This is a genomic window from Streptomyces sp. TRD_SC_5, from assembly GCF_056836825.1.
In genome coordinates this window covers 1,722,721-1,742,535 of the sequence record NZ_JBWZZS010000001.1, presented here as the reverse complement: position 1 = coordinate 1,742,535, position 19,815 = coordinate 1,722,721, and the positions used below count along the sequence as shown (strand labels likewise).

The 19,815-nt window shown below is 71.6% G+C and carries 24 protein-coding genes; 19 read left to right on the top strand and 5 right to left on the bottom strand.

Annotated elements, in window-relative coordinates; all coding sequences use genetic code 11:
- Positions 1–31: 31 nt before the first annotated feature.
- Entirely contained in the window at positions 32–751 is a 720-nt protein-coding gene (locus AC1P0E_RS08035; RefSeq protein ID WP_482741463.1) for a hypothetical protein, read from the top strand.
- Positions 752–880: 129 nt separating this feature from the next.
- Here AC1P0E_RS08035 and ybaK read toward each other — a convergent pair whose 3' ends face one another.
- The 4 genes from ybaK to AC1P0E_RS08015 all read right to left on the bottom strand — a co-directional run bounded on the left by ybaK (position 881) and on the right by AC1P0E_RS08015 (position 4,950).
- On the bottom strand, positions 881–1,378 hold the full coding sequence (ybaK, locus tag AC1P0E_RS08030; protein WP_482741462.1) for a Cys-tRNA(Pro) deacylase: 498 nt from the start codon (positions 1,376–1,378) through the stop codon (positions 881–883).
- Positions 1,379–1,401: 23 nt separating this feature from the next.
- Positions 1,402–2,193, bottom strand: coding sequence for an LON peptidase substrate-binding domain-containing protein (locus tag AC1P0E_RS08025; RefSeq protein WP_482741461.1), 792 nt, complete (start codon positions 2,191–2,193; stop codon positions 1,402–1,404).
- A gap of 5 nt (positions 2,194–2,198) precedes the next feature.
- Positions 2,199–3,254, bottom strand: a complete 1,056-nt coding sequence (locus tag AC1P0E_RS08020; RefSeq protein ID WP_482741460.1) for a hypothetical protein — start codon at positions 3,252–3,254, stop codon at positions 2,199–2,201.
- 148 nt (positions 3,255–3,402) lie between these two features.
- Positions 3,403–4,950, bottom strand: coding sequence for an oxidoreductase (locus AC1P0E_RS08015; RefSeq protein ID WP_482745686.1), 1,548 nt, complete (start codon positions 4,948–4,950; stop codon positions 3,403–3,405).
- 205 nt (positions 4,951–5,155) lie between these two features.
- On the opposite strand from AC1P0E_RS08015, the gene hisD reads away from it, so the two are divergent.
- The 8 genes from hisD to hisF are packed head-to-tail and all read left to right on the top strand — an operon-like array spanning position 5,156 to position 10,908.
- Positions 5,156–6,478, top strand: a complete 1,323-nt coding sequence (hisD, locus tag AC1P0E_RS08010) for a histidinol dehydrogenase (RefSeq protein ID WP_482741459.1) — start codon at positions 5,156–5,158, stop codon at positions 6,476–6,478.
- The gene (locus AC1P0E_RS08005; RefSeq protein ID WP_482741458.1) at positions 6,475–7,602 is read left to right on the top strand and encodes a histidinol-phosphate transaminase; all 1,128 of its coding nucleotides are present in this window, start codon (positions 6,475–6,477) and stop codon (positions 7,600–7,602) included. Before hisD ends, AC1P0E_RS08005 begins: the two co-directional genes overlap by 4 nt.
- Positions 7,599–8,192 (top strand): imidazoleglycerol-phosphate dehydratase HisB, encoded by a 594-nt coding sequence (gene hisB / locus AC1P0E_RS08000; protein ID WP_482741457.1) that lies wholly within the window; start codon positions 7,599–7,601, stop codon positions 8,190–8,192. Before AC1P0E_RS08005 ends, hisB begins: the two co-directional genes overlap by 4 nt.
- Positions 8,189–8,356 carry a hypothetical protein gene (locus AC1P0E_RS07995; RefSeq protein ID WP_167368044.1) on the top strand — a complete coding sequence of 56 codons (168 nt, stop codon included), beginning with the start codon at positions 8,189–8,191 and terminating at the stop codon, positions 8,354–8,356. The genes hisB and AC1P0E_RS07995 overlap by 4 nt, the downstream gene beginning before the upstream one ends.
- Positions 8,353–8,997: an imidazole glycerol phosphate synthase subunit HisH gene (hisH, locus tag AC1P0E_RS07990; protein ID WP_482741456.1), complete on the top strand. Its 645-nt coding sequence runs from the start codon at positions 8,353–8,355 to the stop codon at positions 8,995–8,997. Before AC1P0E_RS07995 ends, hisH begins: the two co-directional genes overlap by 4 nt.
- Positions 8,997–9,737, top strand: a complete 741-nt coding sequence (gene priA / locus AC1P0E_RS07985) for a bifunctional 1-(5-phosphoribosyl)-5-((5-phosphoribosylamino)methylideneamino)imidazole-4-carboxamide isomerase/phosphoribosylanthranilate isomerase PriA (protein ID WP_482741455.1) — start codon at positions 8,997–8,999, stop codon at positions 9,735–9,737. The genes hisH and priA overlap by 1 nt, the downstream gene beginning before the upstream one ends.
- Positions 9,734–10,156, top strand: coding sequence for a RidA family protein (locus AC1P0E_RS07980; protein ID WP_482741454.1), 423 nt, complete (start codon positions 9,734–9,736; stop codon positions 10,154–10,156). Before priA ends, AC1P0E_RS07980 begins: the two co-directional genes overlap by 4 nt.
- Entirely contained in the window at positions 10,153–10,908 is a 756-nt protein-coding gene (gene hisF, locus AC1P0E_RS07975; RefSeq protein WP_482741453.1) for an imidazole glycerol phosphate synthase subunit HisF, read from the top strand. The genes AC1P0E_RS07980 and hisF overlap by 4 nt, the downstream gene beginning before the upstream one ends.
- Before the next feature lie 147 nt (positions 10,909–11,055).
- Here hisF and AC1P0E_RS07970 read toward each other — a convergent pair whose 3' ends face one another.
- Positions 11,056–11,694 (bottom strand): TIGR03085 family metal-binding protein, encoded by a 639-nt coding sequence (locus AC1P0E_RS07970; RefSeq protein ID WP_482741452.1) that lies wholly within the window; start codon positions 11,692–11,694, stop codon positions 11,056–11,058.
- A gap of 105 nt (positions 11,695–11,799) precedes the next feature.
- Here AC1P0E_RS07970 and hisI point away from each other — a divergent pair, with 105 nt between their 5' ends.
- The 10 genes from hisI to AC1P0E_RS07920 all read left to right on the top strand — a co-directional run bounded on the left by hisI (position 11,800) and on the right by AC1P0E_RS07920 (position 19,765).
- Positions 11,800–12,168 (top strand): phosphoribosyl-AMP cyclohydrolase, encoded by a 369-nt coding sequence (gene hisI, locus AC1P0E_RS07965; protein ID WP_482741451.1) that lies wholly within the window; start codon positions 11,800–11,802, stop codon positions 12,166–12,168.
- Between the two features lie 12 nt (positions 12,169–12,180).
- On the top strand, positions 12,181–13,659 hold the full coding sequence (locus AC1P0E_RS07960; protein ID WP_482741450.1) for an anthranilate synthase component I: 1,479 nt from the start codon (positions 12,181–12,183) through the stop codon (positions 13,657–13,659).
- A gap of 32 nt (positions 13,660–13,691) precedes the next feature.
- Positions 13,692–14,342 carry a TIGR02234 family membrane protein gene (locus AC1P0E_RS07955; RefSeq protein ID WP_482741449.1) on the top strand — a complete coding sequence of 217 codons (651 nt, stop codon included), beginning with the start codon at positions 13,692–13,694 and terminating at the stop codon, positions 14,340–14,342.
- 104 nt (positions 14,343–14,446) lie between these two features.
- A complete protein-coding gene (locus AC1P0E_RS07950) occupies positions 14,447–14,713 on the top strand; it encodes an HGxxPAAW family protein (protein WP_482745685.1) in 267 nt (88 codons plus the stop codon).
- A gap of 91 nt (positions 14,714–14,804) precedes the next feature.
- Complete coding sequence (locus tag AC1P0E_RS07945; protein WP_482741448.1) at positions 14,805–15,275, top strand: DUF2752 domain-containing protein; 471 nt, start codon at positions 14,805–14,807, stop codon at positions 15,273–15,275.
- Positions 15,276–15,390: 115 nt separating this feature from the next.
- Complete coding sequence (trpC, locus tag AC1P0E_RS07940) at positions 15,391–16,200, top strand: indole-3-glycerol phosphate synthase TrpC (RefSeq protein WP_482741447.1); 810 nt, start codon at positions 15,391–15,393, stop codon at positions 16,198–16,200.
- A gap of 12 nt (positions 16,201–16,212) precedes the next feature.
- Positions 16,213–16,437 (top strand): tryptophan biosynthesis modulator TrpM, encoded by a 225-nt coding sequence (gene trpM / locus AC1P0E_RS07935; RefSeq protein ID WP_482741446.1) that lies wholly within the window; start codon positions 16,213–16,215, stop codon positions 16,435–16,437.
- A 121-nt stretch (positions 16,438–16,558) separates the two neighbouring features.
- On the top strand, positions 16,559–17,857 hold the full coding sequence (gene trpB, locus AC1P0E_RS07930; protein ID WP_482741445.1) for a tryptophan synthase subunit beta: 1,299 nt from the start codon (positions 16,559–16,561) through the stop codon (positions 17,855–17,857).
- Positions 17,854–18,678, top strand: coding sequence for a tryptophan synthase subunit alpha (gene trpA, locus AC1P0E_RS07925; protein WP_482741444.1), 825 nt, complete (start codon positions 17,854–17,856; stop codon positions 18,676–18,678). The genes trpB and trpA overlap by 4 nt, the downstream gene beginning before the upstream one ends.
- An 85-nt stretch (positions 18,679–18,763) precedes the next feature.
- Positions 18,764–19,765 carry a DsbA family protein gene (locus AC1P0E_RS07920; protein ID WP_482741443.1) on the top strand — a complete coding sequence of 334 codons (1,002 nt, stop codon included), beginning with the start codon at positions 18,764–18,766 and terminating at the stop codon, positions 19,763–19,765.
- The last annotated feature ends 50 nt before the right edge of the window (positions 19,766–19,815 follow it).

Here is a 19,815-nt window from a genome sequence, read left to right as displayed (position 1 = left end):
GCACGGCCGGAGCGCCTGGCACGATGGCAGGGTGACCGCTCCTCTGACGCCGCCTCACCAGCAGCCGCCGAACGACCCCTGGCAGAAGTCCGAAGCCGGGGGCGCTCCCCGGCCGCCGTACCAGCCGCACCCCGGCCACGGTGCCGGGCCCGCCGCCGGCGGGGAAAAGGGTGACCCCAGCCTGTCTTCGGAAGTGGTCAGGGCCGCTGTGGTGGTCCTGGCGCTGACGGTCCTGGGTGTCGCGCTCGGGCTGCTGTGGCTGTGGCTGGCGCCGCGGGTGCCGCTGATCTCCACCGACAAGGCCGTCTTCCTCAAGGACACCGAAGGTGAGGAAGCGGTCGGCGCGGACGGCACGTTCGTGCTGCTGGCGCTCGCGTTCGGCGCGGTCGGCGCGGCCCTGGTCTTCTTGTTCAACCGACGCGGCGGTATCCCGCTGGTCGTCGGGCTGGCGCTGGGCGGACTGCTCGGCTCGCTGCTCGCGTGGTGGACGGGCGTCTGGCTCGGGCCGACGGACAACGTGGTCGAGCGCGCGCGGGAGGTCGGCCAGGGCGTGGAGTTCGACGCGCCGCTCCAACTGGGGGCGAAGGGGGCGCTGCTGGCGTGGCCGATGGCCGCGATGCTCGTCCACCTGGGCCTGACGGCGCTTTTCGGACCGCGGGATCCGGAGCCGGAGTGGGTGGCGGGGTGGGGGGAGCCGATGCCGATGCCCGGTGCGGGTTCGGGTTCGGGTGACGGTGCGCCGCCGAGCTGACGCCCGGGGCGGGCCTTCTCCCTACCCGCCCCTTCCCACTGGTGACACTTTGCGGCTCCGCCGCGTGGGGGCTCTGCCCCAGACCCCGGCCCTCAAGCGCCGGACGGGCTGAAAAGACGCAGGGACGCGTCAGGCCGCGCGGCCGATCGGTGCTATGACCGCGTCGGTCAGTGCCGCCAGGTCCGTCGGGGAGAGTTCGACCTCCAGGCCGCGCCGGCCCGCCGAGACGCACACCGTGTCGTACGACGAGGCCGAGGCGTCCAGGACCGTGCGGAGCTTCTTGCGCTGGCCCAGGGGGGAGATGCCGCCCCGGACGTAGCCCGTGGTGCGTTCCGCCGCCACCGGGTCCGCCATCGCCGCGCGCTTGCCGCCCACGGCCGCCGCCAGCGCCTTGAGGTCGAGCGAGCCCGCCACCGGCACGACCGCGACCGTCAACGTGCCGTCGATGTCTGCCACCAGGGTCTTGAAGACCCGGTCCGGCGAGACGTCCATCGCCTGCGCCGCCTCCTCGCCGTACGACGGGGACGCCGGATCGTGCTCGTACGCGTGCAGGATGTACGCCGTCCCCGCCGCCGCCAGGGCGACCGTCGCCGGGGTGCCTCCGGCCTGGTGCTTCTTCTTTGCCACTGCGGTCTGCCTCCGGTCGCTGGTCAGTTGGCGCTGGTGGGCGCCCGGGTCAGTTCCACGGCGGGCAGCGACGGGAGATGGCGGATCACCGCTGTCTCCGCGCGCAGCAGCTTCAGCTCCTCGCGCAGGCGCGTCGCGGTGTCGGGCGCCTGCAGCAGGCGCTGCTTCGTCGGGATGTCCAGTACCGTCGCGGCGGCCACCAGGTACGAGACCACCGACGGCTCGTCCGGCAGCTCCGCGCCCGTGGTCAGCGAGCGCTCCTGCGCTCCCGCCAGCCGCTTCTGGTAGCTGCGGAACGCCCGCAGTACGCCCTCCGCCAGCGCGCCCGCGTCGTCGCCGGGCTCCTCGGTCAGCTCCTCCACCTCGGCGGTGAGGTACGGGCCGCTCGCGTCGACGGAGAGGATCCTGACACGGGTCGTCCCGGTGGCCAGTACTTCGTAGCCGCCGTCCTCGCGCTCACGGATCGTCGCGGCGTCCGCGATGCAGCCCACCCGGTGGAAAGCCTGGACCGGGTCCGGCCCGAAGCCGGCGGCGGGACCCCGCTCGGCCATCGTCGTGGCGTCCGGCATGCCGGGCCCGGTGGTGGCCACCTCACGGCCGTCGCGGATGGCGACGACCACGAAACGGCGCGGTTCGTCGTCCGGGTCACCGGGGCCGGGCGTTCGGGGAGAGTCTGCGGAGCCGCCTGAGTCCGCGCCCTTCGACAGGTCGCGCATCATGGCGCGATAACGCTCCTCGAAGATGTTCAGCGGCAGCACCAGGCCGGGGAACAGCACCGAGTTCAGCGGGAAGAGGGGAAGGCGAGCGGTGGTCACAGCGGTCAAGCGTAATGGCCGCCGGACCTGACCCGGCGGGCCGTCCTGCGCAAAGGCCCTAAAGGCGTGGCCGAGGCGACCTGGAACCTCGCGGTGTCGCGCAGTTCCAGGAAGTGCCCCAGCACGTCCTCGCTCAGATACGCCCAGGGAAACGAGGTCGCGTACGGCCCGATCAGCCGGAACTGTTCCAGGGCGTCGGCCCACCGCCCCCTGGCGACCAGGACGTACGTCAGCAGGTTGCGGACCTCCGCCGGCCACGCGTCGCCCGCCGGGTACTCGGCGGACAGGGCGATCGCGAGATCGGCCGCCGCGTCGACGCGCTCGGGCACCGTCCCCGTGGTGGGCCCGGCCGTGCCGCCGCCGGCGCTCAGCAGGTGCGCGAAGGCCGCTCGTACGGGCAAGGCCTGCACCAACGATCCGGGCAGGGCGTCCTCGGCGGCCTGTTCGGCGAAGTCGAAGCACTCGCGGTGCGAGCCGTACCACTGGGCGCAGAGGTACTGGAGAGCGGAGACGTGGCACCCGTAGTGGTGCGAGGAGCGGCCCACCGCCTCCGCCCACAGCTCCTCGAAGGCGGAATGCGCCGCGTGTGTGCCGCGCGCGTGGTCGAGGGCGATGCGCCACGGCACCGGGTCGCGCGGAGCGGCGTCGGCCGCCGCCTCGATCAGCGGGCCGACGTCACGCAGCTGCTCGGCGCGGGCAGGCGACTCCCAAGCCCTGCGTACGGACAGCTCGGCCTTCACGAGCAGGGCGTCGGGGTCGCGCGGGGAGGCGGCCAGCCAGTCGCTGAGCCAGTCCTCGCGGCTGTGCGCGAAGGTGGCCAGGCGGGTGGTGTACCGGTCACGGTTCTCCCACTCGGCGCCCTCACGGGTGGTGGCGAGCAGCTTGGCCGCGGGCCCGTGGTCGCCGAGGGCGGCGGCGACGAGGGTCGGCCCCAGGCGCTCGTCGGGTACGTCGAGGAGCACCTCGTCGTCGCCGAGCAGACCGGCGCCCAGATCCGAGGTGTGGCGGATCATGCGCGCGGTGCTGATCAGAGCGCGAAGGAATGGCATGGTGCGAACCATTGAAAACCGCAGGTCGGGGCAGCGCCAGGGGATGGCGGTGAAGCTTTCGTATCGGCTGGAAAGGTTGTGCCACCATCAGTCAAGGGACGGTAAAGGAAGCGGAGGGGTGGGGGCTACCGTGGCGCTCCGGTAACCCCCGTCCCGGCTCTCAGCCCCGCCGCAGCAGCCGTGACGCTCCCGCCGCCACCGTCGTCGCCAGGATCCAGCCGAGCAGGATCAGGCCCGCCGCCGCCCATTGCCAGGCGCCTTCCAGCTGCCAGTATCCGTCCTGGCCCAGATTGATCACCGGCAGCAACAGGTCGAGGGCGTACAGGGAGGCGTTCCACCGCGGGTGCTGCTCCGGGTTGATCGCGGGCGGATCGAGCCGCGCGAAAGCCACCGCGCCCGCCGCCCACAGCACCGCCATCCACACCGCCGCCCGGCCCGGACGGTAGCCGTACGCCACCGTCCAGTCCTGCAGGAAGCCCCAGAGCTTCCCGGCGAGCGGCAGCGTCTCGCGCCGTCTTCGCTGCTTGGCCAGCAGCACCTCGCGGGCGTCGGCGTCCTCCCCGCTGTTGCGCAGGACGGCCGCCAGCCGCTCGTACGGCTCGGGTGCGTACTCCGGAGTCGCGGCCGTCACCCACTCCAGCCGCCGCGAGAGCGGGAACAGCCCGCGCGGTACGAGGTTCTCGTACGTGAAGCCGCCCATGGTCAGGCCGCCCGGCCGCGGCCAGCTGTCGGCCTTGTCCACCAGGTTGCCGACCTTCGCGCCGGACAGCACGACCTTCCCCTCCTCGGGCCGTTCGCACAGAAACCGCAGCTCGGGCGTCTGGACCCGGCGCAGCGACAGCTCCTGCCCGAGCGACATGACGAACCGAGCCCCGTCGAAGTCCACCGCGTCGCCGAACCGCCCGTCGTCCAGCCGCAGTCCGCCCTCGCACTCGAACCGCTGCACGCGCGTGCCGCGTACCGGCGTGTTCCCGATGCCGTACGGAGGAGTGGTCCCCGGCGCCGCGCCCCTGGGCCCGATGCCGGCCGGTGTCATGTAGAGCGTGCGCTCCACGGTCAGCTGCGGGGCGTTCAGCGCACGCCGCCCCTCCACGCCGTACGGCCTGCGCAGCCTGCTGCCGCGCAGACTCAGCGAGACCCCGACCTTCGCGCCGCGCAGGCTGAACTCGCCGTGCGACTCGATCATCTCCGCCTGGAGGTCCTGGGCGACGCACAGCCCGTCGGCCGCGATCGAACGGCCGTTGCGGTCCTGGCGTACGACGATCTGGTTGATCAGCAGATCCGTGCCGATCTGCGCGTCGGTGAGCCGGATGCCGCCGGGCACGCTGCAGCGCGGCAGGTGCAGATCGCCCTCGGTGTGCAGCCGGGCCGCCTCCAGCCTGGGAATGGAGCAGCCCACCATGCGCAGCGTGGTGAAGTGGCACTCGGGCAGCAGTACCTCCTTCTCGAAGCGGCAGTTGTTCAGCTCGACGTACGGCTCGACGCGGCCGCCGGCGAGCTTGAGCGTCCCGGTGATCTGTACGCCGCTGAGCTTGAGGGCGGCGACCCGCCCGGGCAGCGCGGGCGGCCCACTGAGCAGCAGCAGCGCGACGACGCGCGCGCGGACACTGCGTTCGGGGGGCCACGGCCTGGCCGCCAGCGGATCGTCGAGTACGGGATTGCGAGTGCGAAGGTCATACGTACTGCCGTTGCGGAACGCCTGCCACATGCCGATTTCCGAGGCACTGAGCCAGTCGGGCGCTTCGACGTCTTGCTGCGGCTCGGTCAAGGCCGCCCCTTTCGCCGATTCGTACAGCCGTTCTTCCCTCTGGGTGACGGGCTGAACGCTAGTGGTTACGAAAGACTCCTGGGGCGTGTATCAGCCAGTGATACGGAGGCTCGGCTGCCGGATGGGGTCTGAGAGAATTGGCAGCGTGATCTCTCGAATCGATCTGCGCGGTGACGCCCTCCCCGAGGGCGCCGACCTGCGCGACCTGCTGCCCCGTGCCGACTTCGACGTCCAGGCCGCCCTCGAAAAGGTGCGTCCGATCTGCGAGGACGTGCATCATCGGGGCACGGCGGCGCTGATCGAGTACGCGGAGAAATTCGACGGCGTGAAGCTGGAGCGCGTACGGGTTCCGGTTGAAGCGCTCAGCACCGCCCTGGAGCAGCTCGACCCCAAGGTCAGGGCGGCTCTGGAGGAGTCGATCCGGCGCGCCCGCATCGTTCACCGCGAGCAGCGCCGCAGCGAGCACACCACCCAGGTCGTGCCCGGCGGCACGGTCACCGAGCGATGGGTGCCGGTCGGACGCGTGGGCCTCTACGCCCCCGGTGGGCGGTCCGTCTACCCCTCCTCCGTGATCATGAACGTGGTCCCGGCGCAGGAGGCGGGCGTCGAGTCCATCGCGCTCGCGTCCCCCGCCCAGAAGGAGTTCGACGGCCTTCCGCACCCCACGATCCTGGCGGCCTGCGCGCTGCTCGGAATCGACGAGGTGTACGCGGCGGGCGGTGCCACGGCCGTCGCGATGTTCGCGTACGGGACCGACGAGTGCGCCCCGGTCAACATGGTCACGGGGCCCGGCAACATCTGGGTCGCGGCGGCCAAGCGGTACTTCACCGGCCTGATCGGCATCGACACCGAGGCCGGCCCGACCGAGATCGCGGTCCTCGCCGACGAGACGGCCGACCCGGCGCACGTCGCAGCCGACCTGATCAGCCAGGCCGAGCACGACCCGCTGGCCGCCGCCGTCCTGGTGACGGACTCCGAGGAGCTCGCGGACGCGGTCGAGAAGGAGCTGGGTCCGCAGGTCGCGGCCACGAAGCACAGTGACGACCGGATCATTCCGGCGCTGGCCGGAAAGCAGTCCTCCATCGTCCTGGTCGACTCCATGGAGGAGGGCCTCAAGGTCGTCGACGCGTACGGCGCCGAGCACCTGGAGATCCAGACCGCCGACGCCGCCGCGCTGGCCAGGCGCGTACGCAACGCGGGTGCGATCTTCGTCGGCCCGTGGGCGCCCGTCTCGCTCGGCGACTACTGCGCCGGCTCCAACCACGTCCTGCCGACCGGCGGCTGCGCCTGCCACTCGTCGGGCCTGTCGGTCCAGTCGTTCCTGCGCGGCATCCACATCGTGGACTACACGCGCGACGCACTCGCCGAGGTCACGCACCACGTGGTGACGCTGGCGGAGGCGGAGGACCTGCCGGCGCACGGGGCTGCCCTGAAGGCGCGCTTCGGATGGAAGGTGCCGACGGAATGACGCGTAACACCGTCCGTATCGACGACCTCCCCATCCGCGACGAGCTGCGCGGCAAGTCCCCCTACGGCGCGCCCCAGCTCGACGTACCCGTACGCCTCAACACCAACGAGAACCCGTACCCGCTCCCCGAGGCGCTCGTCGAGCGCATCGCCGAGCGTGTGCGCGACGCCGCCCGCGAGCTCAACCGCTACCCGGACCGGGACGCCGTCGAGCTGCGCACCGAGCTGGCCCGCTACCTCACCCGCACCGCGGGCCACGAGGTCGGGATGGCCAACGTGTGGGCGGCCAACGGCTCCAACGAGGTCATCCAGCAGCTGCTCCAGACCTTCGGCGGTCCGGGCCGTACAGCGATCGGCTTCGAGCCGTCGTACTCGATGCACGGCCTCATCTCGCGCGGCACCGGCACGGGCTGGATCTCCGGGCCGCGCCACGAGGACTTCACCATCGACGTCGCGGCGGCCGAGAAGTCCATCGCCGAGAACCGCCCCGACGTCGTCTTCATCACGTCGCCCAACAACCCCACGGGCACCGCGGTCGAGTCGGACACCGTCCTCGCGCTGTACGAGGCCGCCCAGGCGGCCAAGCCGTCCCTGGTGGTCGTCGACGAGGCGTACGGCGAATTCAGCCACCACCCGTCCCTGCTGCCGCTGATCGAGGGCCGGCCGAACATGGTGCTCTCCCGCACCATGTCCAAGGCCTTCGGCGCCGCAGGCCTGCGCCTCGGCTACCTCGCGGCCGACCCCGCCGTGGTCGACGCCGTACAGCTGGTGCGCCTGCCGTACCACCTGTCGTCCGTCACACAGGCCACCGCGCTCGCCGCGCTGGAGCACACCGATACGCTGCTGGGGTACGTCGAGCAGCTCAAGACCGAGCGGGACCGCCTGGTCACCGAGCTGCGCGCCATCGGATACGAGGTCACGGACTCGGACGCGAACTTCGTCCAGTTCGGCCGGTTCGACGGCGCGGCAGGCTCCCACCAGGCGTGGCAGCGGATCCTCGACCAGGGCGTCCTGGTCCGTGACAACGGCGTACCGGGCTGGCTGCGGGTCACCGCCGGCACCCCCGAAGAGAACGACGCGTTCCTCGATGCGGTACGCGAACTCAAGAAGGAGCACAGTTCATGAGCCGCATAGGACGCGTCGAGCGCACCACCAAGGAGACCTCGGTCCTCGTCGAGATCGACCTCGACGGCACCGGCAAGGTCGATGTGTCGACAGGCGTCGGCTTCTACGACCACATGCTCGACCAGCTCGGCCGCCACGGCCTCTTCGACCTCACCGTGAAGACCGACGGCGACCTGCACATCGACTCGCACCACACGATCGAGGACACCGCCCTCGCGCTCGGCGCCGCCTTCAAGCAGGCGCTCGGCGACAAGGTCGGCATCTACCGCTTCGGCAACTGCACGGTGCCGCTGGACGAGTCGCTCGCCCAGGTCACCGTGGACCTCTCCGGCCGCCCGTACCTCGTACACACGGAGCCGGAGAAGATGGCGCCGATGATCGGCGAGTACGACACGACGATGACCCGGCACATCCTGGAGTCCTTCGTCGCGCAGGCCCAGATCGCCCTGCACGTGCACGTCCCGTACGGGCGCAACGCGCACCACATCGTGGAGTGCCAGTTCAAGGCCCTGGCCCGCGCCCTGCGGTACGCGTCCGAGCACGACCCGCGCGCCGCCGGCATCCTCCCCTCGACCAAGGGCGCACTGTGACAGGCCTCTCGACGATCCTGATCGTCGTGGGGCTGTTCCTCCTCGGAGGCGTGTACTCCTTCTGGAAGCAGCAGCTGCCCAAGGGCGTCATCGTGCTCCTCGGTATCGGCGCCGTGATGTGCCTGGTCGCCGGTGTCATGCGAATCCAAGGGATCTGGGAATGAGCGACGCGAGCAAGAAGGTCGTCGTCTTCGACTACGGCTTCGGCAACGTACGTTCCGCCGAGCGGGCGCTCGCGCACGTCGGCGCGGACGTCGAGATCACCCGCGACTTCGACAAGGCCATGAACGCCGACGGGCTGCTCGTCCCGGGCGTCGGTGCCTTCTCCGCCTGCATGAAGGGGCTGCGCGAGGCGCGCGGCGACTGGATCGTCGGCCGAAGGCTTTCCGGCGGCCGCCCGGTCATGGGCATCTGCGTCGGCATGCAGATCCTCTTCGAGCGCGGCATCGAGCACGGCGTGGAGACCGAAGGCCTCGACGAGTGGCCCGGCACGGTCGGCCCGCTCCAGGCGCCGGTCGTCCCGCACATGGGCTGGAACACGGTCCGGGCGCCGCAGGGCAGTGAGCTGTTCGCCGGCCTCGACGCCGACGCGCGCTACTACTTCGTGCACTCGTACGCCGTGCACGACTGGAGCCTGGAAGTCACCAACGCCAAGATCCGTGCGCCCAAGGTCACCTGGACCACGCACGGCGAGCCCTTCGTGGCGGCCGTCGAGAACGGCGCGCTGTGGGCGACCCAGTTCCACCCCGAGAAGTCCGGCGACGCCGGCGCCCAGCTGCTGACCAACTGGATCGGAACCCTCTGATGTCCTCCGCGAACACCGCGAAGCTTGAACTGCTCCCCGCCGTCGACGTGCGCGACGGCCAGGCCGTGCGTCTCGTCCACGGTGAGTCCGGCTCGGAGACGTCGTACGGCGATCCGCTCCAGGCGGCCCTCGCCTGGCAGCAGGCGGGCGCCGAGTGGCTGCACCTGGTCGACCTCGACGCGGCGTTCGGCACCGGTGACAACCGGGCCCAGATCGCCGAGGTCGCCCGTTCCATGGACATCAAGGTCGAGCTGTCCGGCGGCATCCGCGACGACGCCTCGCTCGCCGCGGCGCTCGCCACCGGCTGCAAGCGCGTCAACCTCGGCACGGCCGCGCTGGAGACCCCCGAGTGGGTCGCCAAGGTCATCGCTGAGTACGGCGACAAGATCGCCGTCGGCCTGGACGTACGTGGCACGACCCTGCGTGGGCGCGGCTGGACCCGAGACGGCGGCGACCTCTACGAGACGCTGGCACGCCTCGACTCCGAGGGCTGCGCGCGGTACGTCGTCACCGACATCGCCAAGGACGGCACGCTCCAGGGCCCGAACCTGGAGCTCCTGAAGAACGTCTGCGCCGCGACCGACAAGCCCGTCGTCGCCTCCGGCGGCGTCTCCTCCCTCGACGACCTGCGCGCGATCGCGTCGCTCGTGCCCGAGGGCGTGGAGGGCGCGATCGTGGGCAAGGCGCTGTACGCGAAGGCGTTCACGCTCGAAGAGGCGCTCGCGGCGGTGTCCGCATGACGGTTTCCTCTTCCGGTTCCGTACGCAAGGTCACGACCGGCGCCCCGTGGGAGGAGCAGTTCGGCTACTCCCGCGCGGTGGAGCTGGGTAACGGCCTGGTCCTGGTGTCGGGCTGCACGTCGGTCGTGGACGGCGTCATCGACGCCGGTACGCCGTACCAGCAGACCCTCACCGCCTTCGGCGTCGCCTTCGGCGCGCTGGAGGAGCTCGGCCTGGGCCGTGAGGATGTGGTCCGCACCCGCATGTACATCACGCACGCGCGGGACGTAGACGACGTGGGCCGCGCCCACAAGGAGCTGTTCGACGATGTCCGCCCGGCGGCGTCGATGATCATTGTCTCGGGCTTCGTGGACCCGAGCCTGGTGGTCGAGATCGAGATCGAGGCCTACCGAGGAGACCGAGGAGGTCGGGACTCATGACCCTCGCGGTCCGAGTGATCCCCTGCCTGGACGTCGACAACGGCCGGGTCGTCAAGGGCGTCAACTTCCAGAACCTGCGCGACGCCGGTGACCCCGTCGAGATGGCGAAGCTGTACGACGCGGAGGGCGCCGACGAGCTGACGTTCCTCGACATCACCGCGTCGTCCGGCAACCGGGAGACGACGTACGACGTGGTGCGGCGCACCGCCGAGCAGGTCTTCATCCCGCTGACGGTCGGCGGCGGCGTACGCACCACCGAGGACGTCGACAAGCTGCTGCGGGCCGGCGCGGACAAGGTCGGCGTGAACACCGCCGCCATCGCCCGGCCCGACCTGATCCGCGAGATCGCGGAGCGCTTCGGCCGGCAGGTGCTGGTGCTGTCCGTAGACGCGCGGCGTACGGCATCGGGATCCTTCGAGGTCACGACGCACGGCGGCCGCAAGTCCGCCGGCATCGACGCGGTCGAGTGGGCGCACCGGGCGGCGGAGCTGGGCGCGGGCGAGATCCTGCTCAACTCGATGGACGCGGACGGCACGAAGGACGGGTACGACACGGAGATGATCGCGGCGGTGCGCAAGCACGTCACCGTCCCGGTGATCGCGTCCGGCGGCGCGGGGCGCCTCGCCCACTTCCCGCCGGCGATCGCGGCCGGTGCGGACGCGGTGCTCGCGGCGTCGGTGTTCCACTTCGGCGACCTGCGGATCTCCCAGGTCAAGGACACCCTGCGCGAAGCCGGCCACCCGGTGCGGTAAAGGGCGGTAGGGGTGGGGTGCGGTGCCTGCGGCGCTGTTCCCCTACCCGCCCCTTCCCGAACCCGGGGCAAGCCCCGGACCCCGGACGGGCTGGATTTGCCGGGCCGGGCTGGAAAGCCCCGCAGGGCGCGATGGGCCGGTGGCCCGCTACATCGCGATGCCCAGCTTCGCGTCGCGCAGGCGCTCGATCGCGTCCTTGTCGCCCTCCATCTCCACCCGCGCCACGTCCTGCCGCCCGAAGGCGAACAGGACCAGCTCACCCGGCTCACCCGTGACCGTCACCACCGGCGTCCCCCGATGCGCCACCGCCGTCTGTCCGTCCGGGCGTCGCAGCACGACGCCCACCGGCGCCTTGCGGCCGAGGACGCGTGCCGCCTTCTCGAGCCGGGACCACAGGGCGTTCGCGAAGACCGCGTCGAGCTCGCGCGGCGTCCAGTCGGGCTGCGCCCGCCGGACATCCTCGGCATGGACGTAGAACTCGACGGTGTTCGCGGCCTCGTCGAGCTGCTTCAGGGCGTACGGAGACATCCGTGGCGGTCCCGTACGGATGAGCTGGATCAGCTCCTCGTACGGCTTCGCGGCGAACTCCGCCTGCACCCGCTCCAGCCGGCTCTTCAGAGCAGCCAGCACTATCCCGCCCGCCGCGTCCGCGCGGCGCTCGCGCACCACCACATGGGCGGCGAGTTCGCGGGTGGTCCAGCCGTCGCACAGCGTCGGGGCACCGGGTCCGGCCGCCTCCAGCAGATCGGCGAGGAGGAGGCGTTCACGCTTTGCATGGGTCGACATGACGGCCAGCGTACGGCCGTAACCCCCGCCACGGCCACGGCGCCGCGCGTCCAATGACCGGACGGCGTCCGTGGCGTGGCCCGTGGGCGCGGCACAATGGCGGACATGACCAGTACGCCCCCTCCCAGCAGCCTCGACCCCGCCGTCGCCGCCCGCCTCAAGCGGAGCGCCGACGGCCTGGTGCCGGCCATCGCCCAGCAGTACGACACCGGTGAAGTGCTCATGCTCGGCTGGATGGACGACGAGGCGCTCCACCGCACCCTCACCACCGGCCGCTGCACGTACTGGTCGCGCAGCCGCCAGGAGTACTGGGTCAAGGGCGACACCTCCGGTCACTTCCAGCACGTCAAGTCCGTCGCGCTGGACTGCGACGCCGACACCGTGCTGGTCCGGGTCGACCAGGTCGGCGCCGCCTGCCACACCGGCGACCGCACCTGCTTCGACTCCGACGTCCTCCTCCCGCTCGCGAAGTAAGGCGCCGAATCAATGGACATCGAGACCTTCCGCAAGCTGGCCGTCGACCGGCGTGTCATCCCCGTCAGCCGCAGGCTGCTCGCGGACGGCGACACCCCGGTCGGCCTCTACCGCAAGCTCGCCGCCGAGCGCTCCGGAACTTTCCTCCTGGAGTCCGCCGAGAACGGCCGCTCCTGGTCCCGGTATTCCTTCGTCGGCGTACGCAGCGCCGCCACGCTCACCGCCCGCGACGGTCAGGCGCACTGGCTCGGGACGCCCCCCGTCGGCGTACCGGTGGACGGGGACCCGCTCGAAGCGCTGCGTGTCACGATCGAGGCCCTGCACACCCCGCGCGACCTCGCGGGCGGCCTGCCGCCGTTCACCGGCGGCATGGTCGGCTACCTCGGTTACGACGTCGTACGCCGCCTGGAGAAGATCGGGGAGAGCGGCCGCGACGATCTCCAGCTGCCCGAGCTGACCATGCTGCTGACCTCGGACCTCGCTGTACTCGACCACTGGGACGGCTCGGTCCTGCTGATCGCCAACGCGATCAACCACAACGACCTCGACACCGGTGTCGACGAGGCGTTCGCGGACGCCGTCAGCCGGCTCGACGCGATGGAGGCCGACCTCTGCCGGGCCGTGCCGACCGCGCCCGCCGCCCTGCCGCCGTCCGAGCTGCCGCCGTACACGGCGCTGTGGGGCGGCAAGGCGTACCAGGAGGCCGTCGACGACATCAAGGAGCGCATCCGGGCGGGCGAGGCCTTCCAGGTCGTACCGTCCCAGCGCTTCGAGACGCCGTGCACGGCGAGCGCGCTGGACGTCTACCGGGTGCTGCGCGCCACGAACCCGTCGCCGTACATGTACCTCTTCCGCTTCGACGGCTTCGACGTCGTCGGCTCCAGCCCCGAGGCGCTGGTCAAGGTCGAGGACGGGCGCGCCATGGTGCACCCGATCGCCGGGACCCGCCACCGCGGCGCCACGCCGCAGGAGGACCAGGCCCTCGCCGACGAGCTGCTCGCCGACCCCAAGGAGCGCGCCGAGCACCTGATGCTCGTCGACCTCGGCCGCAACGACCTGGGCCGCGTCTGCGAGCCGGGGAGCGTCGAAGTCGTCGACTTCATGTCCGTCGAGCGCTACTCGCACGTCATGCACATCGTGTCGACCGTGACGGGGCGCGTCGCACCGGGTCGTAGTGCCTTCGACGTACTGACGGCCTGCTTCCCGGCGGGGACGCTGTCCGGAGCGCCCAAGCCGCGCGCCATGCAGATCATCGAGGAGCTGGAGCCGTCGCGGCGCGGCCTGTACGGCGGCTGCGTCGGCTACCTCGACTTCGCCGGCGACTCCGACACCGCCATCGCCATCCGCACCGCCCTGCTCCGCGACGGCACGGCATACGTGCAGGCCGGAGCGGGTGTCGTGGCCGACTCGGATCCCGTCGCCGAGGACACCGAATGCCGCAACAAGGCGGCCGCGGTACTGCGCGCGGTGCACACGGCGAACCGCCTCTGAGCGCGATCGGGACGTAAGGGATAGTGGTGTGCGTGAGTGCCGCATCCCCCGTACCCCTTCCGCTTCCGCGCAGCGAGAGCGCGCCGGCCGCCTCCACGGGCCGTCGCAGTCTCGCCGCCGCGCTGCTGCTCGGTGCCGTCGGCGCCGCCGTCGTACTCCTCGCCTCGGGCCGTACCTGGGCCGAGGGCACGGCCTTGGTCCCGGGCGGCGCGCTGCCCCTCCAGGCCGAAGGGCAGGACGTCACCGGCGCGCCCGCGGCGCTGGCCATCGTCGGCCTCGCCGCGCTCGTCGCGGTCTTCGCCGTCCGCAGGGCGGGCCGGCTGCTGGTCGCCGGGCTGCTCACGCTGAGCGGCGCGGGCGCCGCCGTCACCGCCCTGCTCGGCGCCTCCGGCGGCGCGGCGCTCGACGAGAAGGCCGCGAAGATGACCGGCGACGCCGCCGCGACGGCCGGCTCGCTGACGCACACCGCCTGGCCGTACGTGACCGCGGCCGGCGGACTGCTGATCCTGGGCGCCGGACTGCTCGCGCTGTGGTGCGGCAGGAAGTGGCCCGCCATGTCCGGCCGTTACGAGCGCGACGGCAGCCCGCGGCCCCGCAAGGCGCCCGCCGCCCCTGACCCGGACCGGCCCGAGGACCTCTGGAAGGCCCTCGATCGCGGCGAGGACCCGACGCGCGAGGCATGACCCCCGAGATCACGTCGCCCGTCCTCGTACGGGACAATGAGCGACGACGTACGACTCACGGACTCACCACCTCACCACAGAGCAACAGCAACGAGGAGCAACTCATGGCGGGCAGCAGCCACGGACACACCCCGGCCGCCTGGACCGGTGCCACCATCACCTTCATCGGTTTCTGCATTTCGGGCGCCTTCACGGTGCTGGCCAATCCGCTCGGCTTCTGGGCCGGAGTCGTCGTGATACTGCTCGGTGGTGTGGTCGGAATGGCCATGAAGGCCGCGGGTCTCGGCATGGCGAAGGAGTCCGACGAGATGCGCCGGGCCCGCGAAGAGGCCGGCCGGGCGCAGCCCCACAGCCAGATCCAGGCCCGCTGACGGGCTTTCCGGCCCGGCCTTCGCCGGTGCTGATGCGAGGCGCAGCCCCCGACGGGCTGCGCCTTTCCTCATGAGCGGGGACAATCGGCGCGTGGATACCGTGCCTTCGCCCTCCCCGGCCCCTTCGCCGCCGCCCTCGCCGCACCCCGCGGGGCCCGCTCCCGCGTCGCTCGCCCGGCGGCTCGCCGCGCCGGCCGGCGCGCTGGCGGGTGTCATGGCGGCCTTCGCGTACGTCGGCACGGTCGACCCCAACGAGCCGGGCCACTACCCCGTCTGCCCGCTCCTGCAGTTCACCGGCATCTACTGCCCCGGCTGCGGCGGGCTGCGGAGCGCGCACGCCGTCGCCACCGGAGATCTGGCCGCCGCGTTCGGCGCCAACGCCATGGCCGTCGTCGGGTACGGGGTCTGCGCCGTGCTGTGGGCCGTCTGGGTGGTTCGCGCACGCCGGGGAATCCCGATGCGGATCACCCTCGGGCCCGTCTGGTGGTGGAGCATCGGCGCCGTGGCGGCGGTCTTCGGCGTCGTCCGGAACCTGCCGTTCGGCTCAGCGCTCGCGCCGTGAAGTCCCAGGTAGTGGGACTGATCGCGGCTCGATGCGAGACCTGAGGCCACCTGCGGATAGCATTGGTATGGCTGATCCTGGTCCACCATCACCCTCCTGGAAGGGGGCCGCTCGCGTGAGTGTGCTCGACGAGATCATCGAAGGCGTGCTCGCCGACCTTGCGGAGCGGCAGGCAAGCGTCAGTCTCGACGAGCTCAAGGACCGCGCGGCGAAGGCAGCCCCGGCCAAGGACGGGGTCGCCGCACTGCGCGGCGACGGCGTCAAGGTCATCTGCGAGGTCAAGCGCGCCAGCCCGTCCAAGGGCGCACTCGCCGCCATCGCGGACCCCGCGGGCCTCGCCGCCGACTACGAAGCGGGCGGCGCGGCCGTCATCTCCGTACTCACCGAGCAGCGTCGCTTCGGCGGCTCGCTGGCCGACCTCGAGGCCGTACGCGCCAAGGTCGACATCCCGGTGCTGCGCAAGGACTTCATCGTCACGGCCTACCAGCTGTGGGAGGCGCGTGCGTACGGTGCCGACCTGGCGCTGCTGATCGTGGCCGCCCTTGAGCAGGAGGCCCTCGTCTCCCTGATCGAGCGGGCCGAGTCCATCGGGCTCACGCCGCTGGTCGAGGCGCACGACGAGGAAGAGGTCGAGCGCGCGGTCGAGGCCGGCGCGAAGATCATCGGCATCAACACGCGTGACCTCAAGACGCTCAAGGTCGACCGCGGCACGTTCGAGCGGGTCGCCCCCGAGATCCCGGCAGGCATCGTCACGGTCGCCGAGTCCGGCGTTCGCGGCCCGCACGACCTCATCGCGTACGCCAACGCGGGCGCCGACGCGGTGCTCGTCGGCGAGTCGCTGGTCACCGGCCGCGACCCGAAGGGCGCCGTCGCCGACCTGGTCGCCGCGGGGGCCCATCCCGCCCTGCGCCACGGCCGGAGCTGACCGAAGACTCCCATGACCGCCATCCGCCGTACCGTCGCACTCGCCCGGCCGGGTCTTCGCCCGTTCGCCGGGGCGCAGGCGCGCGACCCGCACGCGCCGCTGGCGCGCGGGTGCCGTCCGCGCGGGTGCCGGGCTCCGGCGCGGCGGGTGCGGGGACGGCGGGTGCGGTACCACATCGGTTCCGAGCCCGGGCAGATCAACGGCATGCGATGGCGTCGCGCCGAAGGCGCGCTGTAGCGATTCGTCACGTCCGGACGCCCTGCGAGGCGTACCGGCGCGGACTCGCGCGCGGCGCATACGGTCAAGTCCACCCGTTGATCTTTCATGGGGCGCGAGCCCCTTCTGAGGAGTACGTCGGATGTCTTCTGACTTCTTCATTCCGGACCCCGAGGGCACCGTCCCCAACGCCGAGGGCTACTTCGGCGCGTACGGCGGCAAGTTCATCCCCGAGGCGCTCGTCGCCGCGGTCGACGAGGTCGCCGTCGAATACGACAAGGCCAAGTCCGACCCGGCCTTCGCGGCCGAGCTGAACGAGCTCATGGTCAACTACACGGGCCGGCCCAGTTCACTGACAGAGGTGCCGCGGTTCGCCGAACACGCCGGCGGGGCGCGGATCTTCCTCAAGCGGGAAGACCTCAACCACACCGGCTCGCACAAGATCAACAACGTGCTGGGTCAGGCGCTGCTCACCAAGCGCATGGGCAAGACGCGCGTGATCGCGGAGACCGGAGCCGGCCAGCACGGCGTCGCCACCGCCACCGCGTGCGCCCTGTTCGGCCTCGAATGCACCATCTACATGGGCGAGATCGACACCCAGCGCCAGGCACTCAACGTCGCCCGGATGCGGATGCTCGGCGCCGAGGTCATCGCCGTGAAGTCCGGCAGCCGGACGCTGAAGGACGCCATCAACGAGGCGTTCCGCGACTGGGTCGCCAACGTCGACCGTACGCACTACCTCTTCGGCACGGTCGCCGGACCGCACCCCTTCCCCGCCATGGTCCGCGACTTCCACCGGGTCATCGGCGTCGAGGCCCGCCGCCAGATCCTGGAGCGGGCGGGCCGGCTGCCGGACGCGGCCGTCGCGTGTGTCGGTGGCGGGTCCAACGCCATCGGCCTTTTTCACGCGTTCATCCCGGACGCGGACGTGCGTCTTGTCGGCTGTGAGCCCGCCGGGCACGGCATCGCGACCGGTGAGCACGCGGCCACCCTGTCGGCGGGCGAGCCCGGCATTCTGCACGGCTCGCGGTCGTACGTCCTCCAGGACGAGGAGGGCCAGATCACCGAGCCCTACTCGATCTCGGCAGGCCTCGACTACCCCGGCATCGGCCCCGAGCACGCGTACCTCAAGGACAGCGGGCGCGGCGAGTACCGGGCCGTCACGGACGACGCGGCGATGCAGTCGCTGCTGCTCCTGTCCCGCACCGAGGGCATCATCCCGGCCATCGAGAGCGCGCACGCGCTCGCCGGTGCGCTGGAGCTCGGCAAGGAGCTGGGCAAGGACGGGCTGATCCTGGTCAACCTGTCCGGTCGCGGCGACAAGGACATGGACACGGCCGCCCGTTACTTCGGTCTGTACGACACCGGCGCCGACGCCACGGTCGAGGCCGACGCCTCCGCCGTCAACGGCGCCGCCGAGATCCAGAGGGACACCAAGTGAGCGGGAACATTCAGCTGCTGACCGAGACCCTGGAGCGGGCCAAGTCCGAGGACCGGGCGGCTCTCATCGCCTACCTCCCGGCCGGATTCCCGACGGTCGACGGTGGCATCGACGCGGTCAAGGCCGTCATCGCGGGTGGCGCGGACGTCGTCGAGATCGGGCTGCCGCACAGCGACCCGGTGCTCGACGGGCCGGTCATCCAGACCGCCGACGACATCGCGCTGCGGGGCGGCGTGAAGATCGCCGACGTGATGCGCACGGTCCGGGAAGCGCACGAGGCGACCGGGGCCCCGGTGCTCGTCATGACGTACTGGAACCCGATCGACCGGTACGGCGTCGAGCGCTTCACGGCGGAACTGGCCGAGGCGGGCGGCGCGGGCTGCATCCTGCCCGACCTGCCGGTGCAGGAGTCCGCGCTGTGGCGCGAGCACGCCGAGAAGCACGGTCTGGCCACGGTCTTCGTGGTCGCGCCGAGCAGCAAGGACGAGCGGCTCGCGACGATCACTGCGGCCGGGTCGGGGTTCGTCTACGCGGCCTCGCTGATGGGCGTGACCGGCACGCGTGAGTCGGTGGGCGCGCAGGCGCAGGATCTGGTGCGGCGGACGCGGGCGACGACCGAGCTGCCGGTGTGCGTCGGGCTCGGGGTCTCCAACGCCGTGCAGGCCAAGGAGGTCGCCGCCTTCGCCGACGGTGTGATCGTGGGCTCTGCTTTTGTCCAGCGGCTGCTGGACGCGCCGGACGCGGCGGCCGGTCTCGAGGCGGTACGGGCGCTGGCCGGTGAGCTGGCGGAAGGCGTCCGCAGGAGCGGCGCGCAGGCCTGACGCGAACACCTGAGCGGTGTAGCTCGTACGGGTGGACCTGGACCGGGGAGGCACGCTGGTGCCTCCCCGGTTCGTTGCTGCGGGTGTGAGTGACAAGAACCGTGAGGGAAAACGAACCGCCCGCGAGCGCCTGATCCAGGAGCGCGAGGCGCAGAAGGCGCGTGACAGGCGCAGGCGGACACTGATCGTGGCCGGCGCCGTGGTCGGGGTGCTGGGCCTGGCCGCCGTGGTGGGCATTCTCGCCGCGAACTCGGGCTCGGACGGCGACGGCGACGACAGTGCGAGTGCGGTGGTGGCTCCCCAGGGCGCGGGTGACGAGGGCGGTCCGACGATCCCGGTGGGGGCGAAGGACGCGCCGTCGACGCTCACCGTGTGGGAGGACTTCCGCTGCCCGGCCTGCGCCCAGTTCGAGAACGCCTTCCGGGACACGATCCATGAGCTGGAGGCGGCGGGGCAGATCAAGACGGAGTACCACCTGGCCACGCTCATCGACGGGAACATGGGTGGCTCGGGGTCACTGAAGGCGGCCAATGCGGCGGCCTGTGCGCAGGACGTGGGCAAGTTCGCGCCGTACCACGACGTGCTGTACCAGAACCAGCCGCCCGAGACCGACGACGCCTTCAGCAGGGACAGCCGGCTGATCGAGCTGGCGGGGAAGGTCGACGGGCTCGTCACGGAACCGTTCAAGCAGTGCGTGGCCGACGGGACGCACAACGGCTGGGTGCGGAAGTCCAACGAGGCGTTCCAGAAGGGGAACTTCAGCGGGACGCCGACCGTGCAGCTGAACGGCGAATCGATCTTCCCGAAGAAGGGCAACGAGCAGATCTCGCCGGAGAATCTGAAGAAGTGGGTCGCCGAGGCGAACCGGGGGAAGAAGGCGGGGACGGCTACGGCTACGCCGACGGGTGCCGCGACGCCGACGGGTGCCGCCACACCGCCGGCGCCCGCGCCTCCGGCCTCTTCCGTGCCGCCGGCCGCCGCTTCCCAGCCGCCCGCACCGCCGGCTTCCATGCCTCAGGCTTCCCCGCCGGCCTCCGTGCCCCCGGGGTCTGTGCCCCAGGGGTACGTGCCTCCGGGTGCGCCGTAGGGCCTGGGTGTGGGTGCGGGCCGGTCTGAGCCGTGGGTCTGGCCCGTTAT